Here is a 14,427-nt window from a genome sequence, read left to right on the forward strand (position 1 = left end):
TTAAAAAACAACCACAAAAATGAGCCAGAATTTACGAATTGTTCTAATCGAAGATGACGATATTTTAAGAATGGGTTATGAATCGTTATTAAGCGATGTTGAAGATTTTGTAGTCGTTAACGCTTATGCATCCTACGATTTGGCCAAAAAACACTTAGATGCCGATCATCCTGATGTGATTCTGCTGGATATCCAGATGCCTGGCACCAATGGGTTGCAGGCTTTGCCATTTATCAAAAAAACTTTACCCAACGCGAATATTATTATCCTCACCGTTTTCGATTCGCCTGAATTGGTTTTCGAAGCCCTGACCATGGGCGCAGGGGGGTACCTCACTAAAAACTCAAGCGCATCGAAAATTATAGATGCCGTAAGAGAGGTGAGCACAGGTGGAGGTGCCATGAGTACAAATGTGGCACGCATTGTAATGCATTCTTTTCAGAAAAACCTGAATTCTCCCTTAACTAAACGCGAAACCGAAATTTTAGACCGGATTGCAAATGGACAAACAAAATCTCAAATCGCAAACGATCTGTTTATTGATCAGGAAACGGTAAGAAGCCATGTAAAAAATATTTACATCAAACTCGATGTGAATTCCAAATCAGAAGCGATTAAAACAGCCAAAGAAAAGCGCTTTATTTGATCTATGCCCGCATTCTACTAAAAAATAATGCGAAAATCACCCTTTTTGGGTGATGCTTTGGGTTCAATTTCGGTTTAATTTTACATCATACAATTAAACAAGGAAATGAACCAATCTGCAAAATTCTTTTATGTGCAAGTAACGCAACTAAATGATGCAGATGCATTTTATGCCAACTGTTTAGGGATGCCTACAGAATCGACAATGATTTCTGAACAGGAAAAAGGAATCATGGTTAAGGCAGATCATGAGACCAATATTTTGCTATCGGAACAAAAGCATCAAAACCAGACCAATAAAATTGTATTAACCAGCGATGATTGTTTGGAGGATTATTGCAGGCTAAAATCGAGAGGGGTTATTTTTAAAAATAGACCAGCTTATTTAAGTGAGGGTTTAAGTATCGAATTTTCTGATCCTTATGGTAATCATTTTATCATATTGGAACAACGTAACTATAATGAGGATTAATGTTATGAGGTACGTAAAAGAATTGAGCAATAGAAATAAAATTATAAGCGAAAGCACCTGCGAAGCCCTTTACGAGCAACAGAACGATGCTTATACCATTAAATTTGTTTTTAACGGAACCGAAGATTGCGAAATTAACAAACGTAAGTTTAGCATTTATCCCGATACTTTCGCAGTGGTGAACGCCGGAACGAATTTTAGCAGCAAAATAGATTCAATAAACCCTGTAAATACATTTTCAATTTCTTTTGGCGAAAATTTTATTAAAGATTTTCATCATACTTTTTCGAACAGCAACGAAAGTTTACTTGCTGATAAAGAAGTCAGGGAAACACCTGCGTTTATCGAATCACTTTACCCGTTTTCTGGCGATATGCGCTTTAATGTAATGCATTTAAAAAGCCAGCTAGATAAAGGTTTGAAAGACGAAATGCTGATTAATGAATATCTGTACCACTGCCTTTTAAATTATTATAAAATTTATGATAAAGAGGTGGCCCAAAAATTGGATAAGCTCAGTTTTATCAAAGCAAAAACCCGCGAAGAGGTTTTAAAAAGATTAACACTTGCTAAAGAATACATTAGCAGCAATTACAATCAGAATATAACATTAGAAAATATTGCCGAACAGGCCTGTTTATCGGTTAACCATTTGCTAAGAACATTTAAAGAAGCATATGAAATTAGCCCATACCAGTTTTTAGTGCAGTTAAGGTTAAACAGGGCTAAAAAATTATTGCAAACCACCACTTATTCCCTAAACGAAATAGTTGGTTTGGTAGGGTTTGAATGCCCAAGCTCATTCATCAGGTTATTTAAACACACGTTCGATATTACCCCGCTAAAATATAGAAAGAGTAGGTTGAACTAAAGTATAAATAGTGATTTCTGCACATTTAGAATGTTAGGATGAAACTATTTTTGAAGCTCTTGCAGGACAATTTGTAGAAGTTTTTTCCTGTTTAGGTTAATAATGATTAAAAAAGCAAACTGCCAGGATTGGGGTTTGCTTTTTGCTTTTAAAGCTTCCTTCTCTTAAGAATGGTGATTTTCGCACATTTTTGGATTTCCACAGCGCCTAAATTGCTTATTGATTTGGTTTACGTGCACATCTGCTAAGAACCTACTGAACTAATTAATTACTAACTATTTATTCCCAAACATGAAACAAAAATTACTATTGATTTTAATGGTGACGGTTTTGTCTTATTTTAATGCCTTAGCGCAAAATAGAACAATTACCGGTAAAGTGGTTGATGCGGATGATGGCTTACCATTGCCGGGCGTATCTATAAAAATAAAAGGTACCGCACAATTAACCCAAACCACCGGGCAAGGAACCTTTTCGATTTCGGTACCAGCAAATGCACAAAGTTTAGTGCTAAGCTATGTTGGTTATACCGAGCAGGAAGTAAGAATAACTGGCGAAATCTTGAATATCCGCATGGTTTCATCTTCTAAAAACCTGCAGGATGTAATTGTTGTAGCCTATGGAACAAGCAAAAAAGAAGCAATTACAGGCTCTGTGGCTACTTTGAGTGCTAAGCAATTAGATAATCGGATCATTACAAATGTGACCAACGTTTTATCGGGTGTTGCGCCAGGTGTGGTAACTACCTCTGGCAACGGCCAGCCGGGCAGTAGTTCGGCCATCCGTATCCGTGGGTTTGGTTCTATATCGGCATCGAATAGCCCTCTTTTTGTATTAGACGGTTCGGTTTATGATGGCGAGCTTGGCGATATTAATGCCAACGACATAGAAAGTATTTCTTTACTGAAGGATGCGTCCTCATCCGCGCTTTATGGTTCCAGAGCAGCAAATGGCGTGGTAATCATTACCACGAAAAAGGGTAAATCGGGTACGCCTACATTAAATGCCAGCTACAGTCAGGGTTTTTCTAAAAGAGGTATACCAGAATACGATCGGGTTGGCGCATTAGATTATTATCCTTTAATGTGGCAGGCTTTAAAAAACAGCCTGGTTTATCCCGCCACAGGAACGGGCATAAGCGAGCCAGCGGCGGCTACACAAGCTTCCAATACCATTCAAGGTCAATTGGTATATAATCCTTTTAATGTGCCAAATAACCAGATTGTAGGTGTAGATGGCAAATTAAACCCTAATGCACAATTGCGTTACGATGACTTCGATTGGTTTAAGCAGGCCTCGCGCGTTGGAAAACGGACCGAGTTTAATGTTAACTCGAGTGCAAAAAATGAAAAAACCGACTATTACTTCTCTATGAATTACCTGAAGGATAATGGTTATTTAATTAAAACAGATTTTGAGCGTTTTAATGCCCGCGTTAATGCCAATACACAATTAAGGCCGTGGTTAAAAACAGGTGTAAACCTTTCAGGAAGTTTATCGAACGGAAATTTAGCACAAGATGCCTCAACAGGTAGTGCCACGGCTTTTGTGAATGTTTTCAATTTTGCCAGAACTATTGGTCCTATTTATCCAATACATGCTTATGATGCCAATGGCAATCCGGTTTTAACCACTACTGGCGAGCAATGGTATGATTACGGAGGAAATCCCGGTTCTGTTAATAGGCCACAGGGCGCTTTAGCTGGTCGAAATGTAATTTATGAAACTTTGTTAAACGAGGTATTGAGCCGTAGACTTGCCTTAAATGGCAGAGCATATGCCGAGATTAAGTTTTTAAAAGATTTTACTTTTAAACCAACCTTCAGCATCGATTTTATCAATGCGTACAGCAGCGAGTACCGAAACCCGGTTGTGGGTGATGGGAGTACCGTTGGTGGTTCATCTACCAAACGGAGCACGCCAACACAGAGTTATACATTCAATCAGGTATTATCGTACAGTAAAACATTTGGCAATCATAGTGTAAATGCTTTGGCTGGTCATGAAAACTACGATTATGATTGGCGCAGGTTAAGCGCAACCAAACAAAGCCAGATTTTAGATGGAAATACAGAATTCCCGAATTTTGTAACCCCTAGTGATGCAGGAGGATATAAAGACACTTATCGTGTAGAATCTTATTTCGGTAAAGTAGGTTACAATTATTTAGAGAAATACTTTGTAGACGCCTCTATCCGTCGCGATGGTACTTCTCGTTTATCATCAAAATCGAGATGGGGAACATTTTTCTCGGCGGGAGCATCATGGGCGGTTAACAAGGAAGATTTCATGAAAAACATGAATTGGATCAGTGATTTACGCTTGAAGGCTTCTTATGGTGAGGTAGGAAATGATAACTTAATTGATGCAAACCTTTTTGAACACAATAGCCTTTACTACAATTACCAGGCTTTTTACGAGTTGGGCTGGAACAATGGTAGCGAGCCAGGTTTGTTATTGGCTACAGCTGCAACACCCGAGTTAAAATGGGAATCGGTAAATACTTTTAATACAGGGATTGCTTTTGGTTTGTTTAAAAACCGTTTGAGGGGTGAGATCGAGTATTTTAAACGTGGCTCATCGAATTTATTGTTTGCAGTTCCACAGCCATTATCTGATCCGATCACCTCTATCCGTCGCAATATTGGCTCTATGTACAATACAGGTATCGATCTGCAATTAAGCGGCGATATTTTAAAATCTGAAAACTTCAACTGGAATTTATTAAGTAATTGGTCTTGGTTAAAAAACAAAATCACCAAAATGCCGGCAGAAACGCCAACCGTAACCAGCGGAACGAAAAGACTTGAAGTTGGGCGCGACATTTACGCCTATTATCTACGTCAATGGGCCGGAGTAGACCCAGCGGATGGTTCGGCTTTATTTGAGCCTAATGCGGGCGTAACAACCAATCTTCGTACGGTTAACGGACGTGTTTTAACTACGGACATTAACAATGCCCGTTCTGATTATTCTGGTTCGGCCATTCCAGATTTATATGGATCGGTTACGAACACTTTTAATTATAAAAACTTTGGGCTATCATTCCTGATAACCTACCAGATAGGAGGTAAATTCTACGATCAGAATTACCAGGGGCTAATGGCTAGCACCTATGGTTCGGCGCTGCATGTTGATGCATTAAACTCATGGATGACACCTGGCCAGGTTACCGATATTCCACGATTGGATATTGGGCGTTCCAGCCAGTTTAACGGCACCTCAAGCCGCTGGTTAGTTGATGCCTCTTATATTGCTTTCCGTAATGTAAACCTATCTTATACTTTACCACAAAGCTGGATTAAAGGCGCCACTTTAAGCAATGTTAGGGTGTTTGCGGCAGGCGAAAACCTGGGTTTAATATCCAAACGCAAAGGAATGGATCCGACCGAATCGTTCACGGGTTTAAACACAACTAATTACGTGCCTTCGCGCATGATTAGTTTCGGAATCAATGTTTCACTTTAAAAGATACGATCATGAAATATAAAAAATATTTACTTTTTGCGGGTTTCAGCTTATTAAGCATCACGGCCTGTAAAAAAGATTATCTCGATACAAAACCAACAGACCAGGTTGATAATTCGGCTTTATTTACTTCTGCTGCAAATGCAAAAAATGCCTTAAATGGTGTTTACCGCTATATGTTTGAACGTTCTACCACCGTACCCGATAATGCGCAGCAAAACAAACCCGGTGTAGGCGGTATTATGCTTTACATGGACTTTATGGGCGAAGATGTTGGTATATCTTCGTCAAATTGGTATACTTCTGATGGGGGATCATGGATTAGTCATCGTACTGATAACAGCACCTTGTTAACGTATATGTACCGTACCTATTACCGGATTATCGGAAATGTGAATTACATTATCGATAACATTGATCAGGCTTCGGGTGCAGCTGCCGATAAAAATACAGTGAAAGCAGAAGCGCTAACTTTAAGAGGCTATGCTTATTTTGGTTTGGTACAACTTTTTGGTAAACGTTACGATGGGGCAGCTAAACCGAACAATCAGCTTGGCGTGCCACTTTTATTGGCTTCAACCGATACCAATAAACCACGCGCAACTGTAGAAAGTGTTTATGCTGCAATTGTTAGCGATTTAGAAACCGCTATTTCGCTTAATGCAACAGCCTCAAATAAGAGCCACGCAGGTGCAGCAGTAGCTAAAGGCATCAGGGCAAGGGTTGCCTTGGTTATGCAGGATTATCCAAATGCCATTAAATATGCAAAAGATATTGTAGATGCCAACCAGTATCCGCTATTGTCTGTTACAGATTATCAGGCAGGCTTTAATAATGCTACATTAGGAGAGTTTATATGGTCTTCTATGCCAACCTTGGATCAAGGCGACACATTCGGATCGTATTTTGCACAGATTGCTTACAACGCAAATACAAGCTTTATGCGCGGGAATCCAAAAAGGATTAATTCTGCATTATATAATCAGATATCAGCTACGGATGTTAGGAAAAAAATGTGGGAACCAGCACCAACTACAGTAAATTTCCCATTGCCTGCTGCAAATTTTGCCCGCCAGCCTTATATGAGCCGTAAATTTTCAGTTAAAGAAGTAGGTGGCCCATCTTTAGGTGATGTTCCTTTAATGCGTACCTCGGAAATGTACCTGATTTTAGCGGAGGCTTATGCAAAAACTCCGGGAAGTGAAGCAGCTGCCAGAACGGTTTTATTTAACCTGGTTAAACAGAGAGACCCAAGCGCGGTGATTTCGGTAAATACAGGGCAGGCCTTAATTGATGAGATTCTTTTTAACAGAAGAATTGAACTTTGGGGAGAAGGCCATAGGTGGTTAGATTTAAAACGCTTAAACCTACCGCTGGATAGAACGGTTGTTCCTAACTACGTTCCTACTTCAGTTGCGGGCACATTAGCTATACCTGCGGGAGACGTTAAATGGCAGTTTCTAATACCAAGGGCAGAAATGGAAGCTAATTCTGGTTTAGCCGGACAGCAAAATCCATAATAATTTAAAGTCCGAAGAAAGGTTATGTTATCGTTTAGTTAAGCAAATGATAACATAACCTTTTCATTTTATCACATTTTAGTTACCTCATCATTATGGTGTTATCGGCATATTATTTTTATCAGTTCAGGCCGACCTTTAATAAAAAAACACAGATAGTTATGAGACTAAAAGCTTTAGTGATTTTATTACTAGGTATTACAATCACAAATAATGTTTTTGCAGCTGAAAAACCAACTGCAAGCCATAAATCGGTTATCAATTATTATATGGACAGCTACATGAATTCTGACTATAAAAAGTTAAAAGCTGTTTTAAGCGAGGATGCTGTTTTTACGTCGAATAGAGATGTAAGGGTAATTAAACATAAAGCAAGTGATGTATTAAACCAAATGAAGAAAAATGAGGGCGTAATTCAAAGAGATTGTAACATCAGCTCCTCAATCGTTTCTGAAACCGATGCCCTTGTAATTGCACGTGTAGATATTAATTATGAATTATTTGATGGTGCACAACAAAACTTTGTGATCATCGAGAAAGATAAGGAAGGCGAGTGGAAAATTACCCAGGTGTACAAAGTCTTTATCGGCAGCGAAAGCGATGCTAAGAAACTCGTTTCAAATTAATGTTAAAGTCCTTTTTCGCGTTAGGCCAGTTTCGATTAAGAGCAAAGGTTTATCAAACAATGTCTCAATTGGAGCGGTCAGTTTTTGCAAAAACAAAGGAGTCATGATGATAAATCATCATTTAGACTGATCGGTGCAAGAAGATAAAAAAGCGATTAAAACAAAAAGTCCCGGCAAATAACCGGGACTTTATATTTTCTTTCTTTTGGACTTAAAAGTTGATTGGTAATTCTACCTGCGTTCTGTCCCAGCCAATAACCAGATTAGCACCTCCGGTAATCTCTGTAAAGGTTAAGGAGAAATATTCGATCGGTTTGGCCAGGCTTTTAACGGGAACATTCACACGAACAATATCTTTAGCCTGATTATAAGTAAAAGCGCCCCATTTATCGGTTTCGCTATTTACAATAATCGTCCAGGTATCTTTGTTTGGAATGGCGAATAAGCTATAGGTACCAGCTTTAATTTTTTTACCGCCAATGTTTACTTTTTTAAAGAAACGAATCTCTGTACTTTCGTTGGCACCAAAACGCCAAACGTTTCCATACTGCTCTAAAACGCCAAAAATATCACGTCCTTTTTTCTGTGGGCGCGAATAAACAATTTTTATAACTGGTTTTGTTGGATCTCCCGCCTTTGCCTTTGGGGCATTAAGCGGAAAATAAACAATATCTGCAGGGCTTGGGTCTGCAACAGGAAATTTTACTTCAGCGGTAGGGGCCTGTTGGGCCTTTGCGCTAAAACAAAAAAGAGCGAAAACAACAATGAAGATATTTTTCATTTGTAGGTTTTTGTTTTCAGTAGCGATGAGCAATCATGATTTTACGGCTATTGGTAAAATCATAACGGTCTCGTTCGCTGTGGAATTAAATTTTAATCCTTAAAAGGATCTAATTGTATAAAAGGACTAAAAAACTAGTATTTCCTTCCTTTTACGATAGCGTTTAAAAATAAGCCCGCTGTTAACAAACCTAAAACACCACCTAACAAAGCGAAAATATAGTTTTGCGTAATGATTGCTCCGGTTAAAACTCCGAAGAATAAACCTAAAGCATAATATAACCAGTTGAAATTATTGCTGCTGTTCTCTTGTACACTCATGTTTTTTGTTATTTGGAGGCAAAGTTAATATTTATTTTAAATTTTAATTTGTCATTATACCCAATATTCTAATTAATTATCAATTCTAGCCAATTTATAATCAGCCTTCTTCAGATAAGTAATCAATTCTTCGAGTCTGTTATAAAATTTATCAGTTCTTCTGGCATCGGTACCGATGTGCAGCAACAATATAAAACCATTTAAACCATTGGGTTTTGTTTCGTTAAAAGTTGTAATCGATCGATATATTTCATCGCTCGACCGATAACTTTTTCCCATTTCGGGGTAGGTATAATCAGCATTGGCACGTGTTCCCGGAGTGAAATTAATTAATTGTAAACCCTGTGCTTTGGTCCAATTGGCTATGGTTTGGTTGTACCACTCGTAAGGTGGTAAAAAATAGCCTGCCGCTTCTTTGCTAATCCCAAAACCGGCCATTGCCTGGTAATTGTTGTTTAAATCGGTTTCGAAATCTGTTTTTGTAACCAGGAGACTGTCGCGTTTATCCCAATCGCAGTACAATAAATGCCTGTCAGAATGTGGGCCGAGGTAATGCCCCTCATTTTTTAGTTTTTTGATCAATGATTGGAAATTAGCGTTCCGATAAAACTTTCCGGTAAGAAAAAAGGATGCTTTAACTTTTTCCTGTGCCAGTACCTTGCTTATTTTTTCACCGCCATCAGCATATTCATCGCCCGTAAAAACCAGGTAGATTTTCTTTTGGGTAGAATCGCCCCGAATGTTCGCGCCCAGGCTATAAGTTTTGTGGTCGGGTAGGGGTTTAGCCTGTGTTTCTTTGGCCGCTAATAAATAAATAAGAGAGGCTGTTCCGTCCATTGTAGGTTCGTTGGTACTATAATCGCCATAATCATCATGGTAAACGGCCAGGTCGCTCTGAAAGTCAGCATATTCATCAGCGTCATTGAGTTTGATCCCGATTAATCCTTTATAAATATTGGTGTAAACAGGCCCGTCAACCAATCCGCCGTTTATGGGGTAATTCTTTAAATGGGTAAAGGCCGAGTGCGGATCGGTTGGTGTATCTCCCCATTGTGGCAGGCCATAAACCATACTCGTTCCCCAGGGGTTACAACCAAAAAGCCAGTCGAAATTAGCCTGCTCCAGCTCGGCATAAGTTTTATCGCCACTTAATGCCGAGTACCAGTTACACTGTATGGCAAAGGCAACGGTTAAGTTATTGCTGCACCAAATAAACGGAACACCACGGTAAAAGGCATTGTTTTTCGCCCGGTTCCAAACTTGCTTAATTCCTTGTTGGTAATAGTTAATGGCTGTTTTATCTTTTGAATCTTGTTTGGCAACTTCGTAATGACCAAGGTTAATGAAAGGATAATATTGATAATGCGCTGCGGTGTCTTTTTGTAGCCAAGGCGTGATGCGTTCTTGCCGGGCATAGTTTAAGGCCAGTTTTATTTTCTTTCGATCGGTCTTTTCTCTCCCGAAATTGAATGATGTTTCGGCCAGCTCCATGTCATCAACCCAATTGTCTTCAGCATAAATATAAGGCGATTTTACAGATGCAGTTTGCGTTACCCCAGGTTTTTGTAACGCAAATTTATAAGCGGTTTTGGCTTTTCCAGCAAGTGTTTGGGCATAGGCTCGATCATGCCCTTTAAATAAAACCGATCCTAAATTAAAAGCACTTGTAAATTTAGCGGCTGTAGAGCTGGTTCCGGTGGTGTTGTTCATGAATTTGCCCCGTTGCTGAGTTTCGCCTGTAATAAAATAGAGCGGGCGTTCAAAACCTTTTCCGTATTGACTGTCTTCTTTTGGAATGCGCATACTGATGTGATCACGGTCATCGGCCAGTTGGTTAAACATGATGTTTTTTTGTGGATGCATTTTCAACAGCCAATCCAATCCCCATTTAGCTTCATCCAGAACATCGGCCAGGCCATTTTTTCCATCCAAACCATTTGCCTGTTGCCTGTCGCTAAATACTTGGGGGAAATCGCGATAAGCCATGAGTAAGTGATAGGCCGCATTTGCCGAAGTAGTTGAATATTGGAGGTAATCGCTGGCATCGTGCCAGCCGCCAGAAGCATCAAAATGTGTACTGTCTTTAATGCCAGCTTTGGCGCCATATAAAACAAAGCCATCATGGGTATGGCAACTGTCTTTAAGATAGGGGTTAAAACCGCTCCGTTGCTGGCGCATATATTGTAGGCAGAAATCGGCTGTACTTTCATACACGTTGTTATTGATCAATAACAGGGGAGAAACAATTCCATTTGCCCTGAGGTAGAAACTGCCTGCGCGTTTAAAATCACTAAAATTTAATCGAGCGGTTTGGCTAAAAGGGCCATAACTGCCAAAGCTTTTAATATTGGTTGAGGTATATACAATTTGGTTGGTTTCTTTTGCTATAATTTCAAATTGAGCAGGAATCTCACCTGTTTTGCTTGCCCATACCGCAACTTTAATACTTTCGGTAGGGTAACCAAGCAAATTAATCCTGATCCAGCTCTGTTGGATTTTTCTTTTGCTACCAATGAATGAGCATAAGAACGATATGGCAAATGAGAAAGTTAAGGCTAAAATGAACTTATTTTTCATTACGACGGATGATTATTTCATTTAAAAATAGGGTTTTATCAAGATAATGTAAAAGAAGTAGGTAAACATTTGGAAATTAATCAATCGTTTGATTAATTTTGTGTCGTCAAAAGAAATGAAAACAGAAAAAGTAGATAAAAGACAAGCCATTCTCGATGCAGCTGAAAAGCTGTTCTGCGAGACCGGGTACGAAGGTACTTCCACCCGCCAGATTGCTAAGGAATCTGGAGCGAACATGGCGATGATAAATTATTATTTCGGCTCTAAAGAGGGGGTTTTTGTGGAGATTATGAACGAGCGTATTGCTGGTTTTGCTTCTCAGTTAAAAATCATCAATGAAGATAAGATTTCGGCATTAGAAAAATTACACAAAGTTATAGAGGGCTATGTAAATAGGATCCTGAATAACACGGCGTTTCATAAAATGATGCACAGAGAACTTTCTTTAACCCAAAGGCCAGAAATGTACGATAAGATAAAAGACGCCATGAGTCACAACATGCAGCTTATCGATCGCATTATTACAGACGGGATTGAAGACGGGACCTTTAACAAGGTGGATGTTCGGATGGTAATCGCCACTATTATGGGCACCATAACCAACATTGTTATCTCTCCACATAAGGTTATATCATGCTCCAACTTCAACTTGAATGACCCGAAAGATAAAAAAATTATTAAGGAGCGGACAATTGCTCACTTACAAGATCTAACAACAGTTTATTTAACAACAAAAAAATGATACCCAGATCAATAAGATTAATGCTTGCGGCGTCATTAATTCCGGCAGCTTTATTTGCACAGAGCTCGAAAGAATTAAATATTAACCAGGCAATAGAACTTGGCTTAGCCAATAGTAAAAACTTAAAACTTTCTCAAAACAAAATCGATCAGGCTGTTGCACAGCTGGAGGTTGTAAAAGACAATGTTTTGCCTACCGCAAATGCAAGTTTTATGTATAACCACGCTGAAATACCAACCACTACTTTTGCATTACCAGGCAGCGAATCGTCTTTCCATTTGCCTAAAAGAGCCGATGCATTTGTTGGAACTGCAGCGGTACAAGAATTAGTGTACGGTGGAGGTAAATTAAGATATGCAAAAGAATCAACCAAATTACTGGCAGATGTGGCACGTTTAGATGCTGATAAAAGTAAAGAAGAAATCACTTATGCGGTAATTAATACTTATTATTCTTTATATAAGGTTCTGCAAAGCCGAAAAGTGGTTGATCAGAATTTAGAATCAATTGCCGCACAGATTAAACAGGCACAACGTTTCTTCGAACAAGGCATTGTAACCAAAAACGACGTGTTGCGTTTCCAATTGCAACAGGCAAATGTTACACTAACGCAAATGGATATCGAGAGTAACCGTAAAGTGATTAATTATAACCTGGATATCTTATTAGGTTTACCTGAAGATACTGAAGTGAAAATTGTTGATCCAACAGCTGGCTTAAAAACCCCAGGATCGTTAAATGAATACATCGGGCTGGCAATGGCTAACCGCCAGGAGCTAAAACAACTTGATGTGCAGCACAAAGTTGCTGATTTTAACATCAAAACCATTAAAGCGAATACTTTGCCTACCGTTGGTATTGGCGCAAACCTATATTACATTAATCCAAGCGGTAACTTTATTCCGCCAACAAACCAGTATTTAATGCCAATTACGCTGGGCGCTACGGTTTCATGGAATTTCGGCAACCTTTGGACAAACAAAAACAAGGTAAGCGAGGCGAAAATTCAGCAGAGTGCAATTACCATTCAGAAAGACATCTTGTCTGATCAGGTAAAAACAGATATCAACAAAAACTTCCAGGGTTACCAGGTGGCGATGAACAAAATCCAGGTTTTGGAAACATCAATTGCACAAGCAACTGAGAACGATAAGTTATTGGCATCTAAATATAAAAACAATGTGGCTTCGGTTACCGACCGGATCGATGCTGAAACCTTATTGTACCAGGCAAAAATAAACTTAGAGATAGCTAAGGCAGACGCAGGTTTGGCTTACTATACCCTATTAAAATCAACAGGAAAAATAACGCAATAAATACAGCAATGACAACTGAAAAGAAAAAAAAGAACATAGTAGTGCCCATCATTTTAGGTGTTTTACTAGTAATAGGTGTAATCTTCGGGATTACCGAGTGGAATTATTATAGCAAACACGTAGATACGGATGATGCCCAGATTGATGGCGATATCAGTCCTGTTGTTGCCCGTGTTGGCGGTTATGTAAAGGATATCAATTTTGAAGAAAATACACACGTAACTGAAGGACAGATTTTAGTGAAACTTGATGACAATGATTATAAAGTTAAATTAGAGCAGGCACAATCTGGTCAAAAAGGAGCAAGTGCAGGTGTTGGTGTGGCGCAATCGCAAATTGTGGCTACCCAGGCCAATACCGGTACTGCAAAAGCAAACGTTGATGCAGCAAAATCAAATGTTGAAGCTGCAAATGTTAAATTAAATTTAGCGCAGAAAGATTATAATCGTTATGAGAACCTGGTTAAAGACGGTTCAATTACACAACAAGCTTTCGATCAGGCTAAGGCGAGTAAGGAGTCTGCAGAAGCAGCAAGACAATCTGCTCTGGCAGCATATCGTGCAGCACAAGATCAATATAATGCTGCGGTTAAACAAGTTGGTACTACACAATCACAGTTAGCGGTGAGCAGCAATGTAATCAGCCAGCGTCAAAGTGATATCGATTTTGCTAAACTTCAATTATCATATACTGATATTAAAGCTCCTGCAACCGGTATCGTTTCTAAAAAGAATGTTCAAAAAGGACAATTGGTTCAGGCTGGTCAGTCTTTATTCTCTATCGTGAACGACGGAAGCATTTATGTAACGGCAAACTTTAAAGAAACTCAATTGGAGAAAATTAAAGAAGGTTCAAAAGTAGAGATCGAAGTTGATGCTTATCCTGATGAAAAAATTCACGGTGAAGTATATAATTTCTCTCCGATTACTGGAGCAAAAGGATCTTTATTGCCTCCTGATAACGCTACCGGTAACTTCGTTAAAGTTGTTCAACGTGTACCAGTTAAAATCAAAATCCATCCATCAAAAGAACTGTTGGCTAAGTTGCGCCCAGGAATGAGCGTTAAAGCATCAGTATCTACTAAATAAT

At 39.1% G+C, this 14,427-nt stretch carries 12 protein-coding genes; 9 read left to right on the forward strand and 3 right to left on the reverse strand.

The window, feature by feature from the left end:
- Positions 1–19: 19 nt before the first annotated feature.
- The 6 genes from ACN9MR_RS23295 to ACN9MR_RS23320 all read left to right on the forward strand — a co-directional run bounded on the left by ACN9MR_RS23295 (position 20) and on the right by ACN9MR_RS23320 (position 7,602).
- Complete coding sequence (locus tag ACN9MR_RS23295) at positions 20–646, forward strand: response regulator (RefSeq protein ID WP_426326898.1); 627 nt, start codon at positions 20–22, stop codon at positions 644–646.
- Positions 647–751: 105 nt separating this feature from the next.
- Entirely contained in the window at positions 752–1,117 is a 366-nt protein-coding gene (locus tag ACN9MR_RS23300; protein ID WP_184466192.1) for a VOC family protein, read from the forward strand.
- Positions 1,118–1,121: 4 nt separating this feature from the next.
- On the forward strand, positions 1,122–1,988 hold the full coding sequence (locus ACN9MR_RS23305) for a helix-turn-helix transcriptional regulator (RefSeq protein WP_426326899.1): 867 nt from the start codon (positions 1,122–1,124) through the stop codon (positions 1,986–1,988).
- A gap of 291 nt (positions 1,989–2,279) precedes the next feature.
- The gene (locus ACN9MR_RS23310) at positions 2,280–5,456 is read left to right on the forward strand and encodes a SusC/RagA family TonB-linked outer membrane protein (RefSeq protein WP_426326900.1); all 3,177 of its coding nucleotides are present in this window, start codon (positions 2,280–2,282) and stop codon (positions 5,454–5,456) included.
- Positions 5,457–5,467: 11 nt separating this feature from the next.
- Complete coding sequence (locus ACN9MR_RS23315; protein WP_426326901.1) at positions 5,468–6,976, forward strand: RagB/SusD family nutrient uptake outer membrane protein; 1,509 nt, start codon at positions 5,468–5,470, stop codon at positions 6,974–6,976.
- A 161-nt stretch (positions 6,977–7,137) separates the two neighbouring features.
- Complete coding sequence (locus ACN9MR_RS23320; protein ID WP_426326902.1) at positions 7,138–7,602, forward strand: hypothetical protein; 465 nt, start codon at positions 7,138–7,140, stop codon at positions 7,600–7,602.
- Positions 7,603–7,813: 211 nt separating this feature from the next.
- On the opposite strand, the gene ACN9MR_RS23325 is transcribed toward ACN9MR_RS23320, so the two are convergent.
- From ACN9MR_RS23325 to ACN9MR_RS23335, 3 genes are all read right to left on the reverse strand, one after another.
- Entirely contained in the window at positions 7,814–8,383 is a 570-nt protein-coding gene (locus ACN9MR_RS23325; RefSeq protein WP_426326903.1) for a DUF2911 domain-containing protein, read from the reverse strand.
- 134 nt (positions 8,384–8,517) lie between these two features.
- A complete protein-coding gene (locus ACN9MR_RS23330) occupies positions 8,518–8,703 on the reverse strand; it encodes a hypothetical protein (RefSeq protein ID WP_025141696.1) in 186 nt (61 codons plus the stop codon).
- Between the two features lie 72 nt (positions 8,704–8,775).
- On the reverse strand, positions 8,776–11,280 hold the full coding sequence (locus tag ACN9MR_RS23335; protein WP_426326904.1) for a glycoside hydrolase family 9 protein: 2,505 nt from the start codon (positions 11,278–11,280) through the stop codon (positions 8,776–8,778).
- A 115-nt stretch (positions 11,281–11,395) separates the two neighbouring features.
- Between ACN9MR_RS23335 and ACN9MR_RS23340 the strand changes: the two genes are divergently transcribed.
- From ACN9MR_RS23340 to ACN9MR_RS23350, 3 genes are read left to right on the forward strand one after another with little or no spacing between them, the layout of a single operon-like run.
- Positions 11,396–12,022, forward strand: a complete 627-nt coding sequence (locus ACN9MR_RS23340) for a TetR/AcrR family transcriptional regulator (RefSeq protein ID WP_426326905.1) — start codon at positions 11,396–11,398, stop codon at positions 12,020–12,022.
- A complete protein-coding gene (locus tag ACN9MR_RS23345; RefSeq protein ID WP_426326906.1) occupies positions 12,019–13,338 on the forward strand; it encodes a TolC family protein in 1,320 nt (439 codons plus the stop codon). The genes ACN9MR_RS23340 and ACN9MR_RS23345 overlap by 4 nt, the downstream gene beginning before the upstream one ends.
- A gap of 8 nt (positions 13,339–13,346) precedes the next feature.
- On the forward strand, positions 13,347–14,426 hold the full coding sequence (locus ACN9MR_RS23350; protein WP_426326907.1) for an HlyD family secretion protein: 1,080 nt from the start codon (positions 13,347–13,349) through the stop codon (positions 14,424–14,426).
- Position 14,427 lies beyond the last annotated feature (1 nt).

The organism is Pedobacter sp. R-06 (assembly GCF_049913135.1).
In the GTDB taxonomy this organism is placed as follows: domain Bacteria; phylum Bacteroidota; class Bacteroidia; order Sphingobacteriales; family Sphingobacteriaceae; genus Pedobacter.

Excerpts from the sequence above, each read along its gene's own strand:
- ACN9MR_RS23325 (WP_426326903.1), bottom strand. The coding sequence starts at position 8,383 with ATGAAAAATATCTTCATTGTTGTTTTCGCTCTTTTTTGTTTTAGCGCA.
- ACN9MR_RS23300 (WP_184466192.1), top strand. The coding sequence starts at position 752 with ATGAACCAATCTGCAAAATTCTTTTATGTGCAAGTAACGCAACTAAAT.
- ACN9MR_RS23345 (WP_426326906.1), top strand. The coding sequence starts at position 12,019 with ATGATACCCAGATCAATAAGATTAATGCTTGCGGCGTCATTAATTCCG.
- ACN9MR_RS23315 (WP_426326901.1), top strand. The coding sequence starts at position 5,468 with ATGAAATATAAAAAATATTTACTTTTTGCGGGTTTCAGCTTATTAAGC.
- ACN9MR_RS23310 (WP_426326900.1), top strand. The coding sequence starts at position 2,280 with ATGAAACAAAAATTACTATTGATTTTAATGGTGACGGTTTTGTCTTAT.
- ACN9MR_RS23340 (WP_426326905.1), top strand. The coding sequence starts at position 11,396 with ATGAAAACAGAAAAAGTAGATAAAAGACAAGCCATTCTCGATGCAGCT.
- ACN9MR_RS23320 (WP_426326902.1), top strand. The coding sequence starts at position 7,138 with ATGAGACTAAAAGCTTTAGTGATTTTATTACTAGGTATTACAATCACA.
- ACN9MR_RS23295 (WP_426326898.1), top strand. The coding sequence starts at position 20 with ATGAGCCAGAATTTACGAATTGTTCTAATCGAAGATGACGATATTTTA.
- ACN9MR_RS23335 (WP_426326904.1), bottom strand. The coding sequence starts at position 11,280 with ATGAAAAATAAGTTCATTTTAGCCTTAACTTTCTCATTTGCCATATCG.
- ACN9MR_RS23350 (WP_426326907.1), top strand. The coding sequence starts at position 13,347 with ATGACAACTGAAAAGAAAAAAAAGAACATAGTAGTGCCCATCATTTTA.
- ACN9MR_RS23330 (WP_025141696.1), bottom strand. The coding sequence starts at position 8,703 with ATGAGTGTACAAGAGAACAGCAGCAATAATTTCAACTGGTTATATTAT.
- ACN9MR_RS23305 (WP_426326899.1), top strand. The coding sequence starts at position 1,122 with ATGAGGTACGTAAAAGAATTGAGCAATAGAAATAAAATTATAAGCGAA.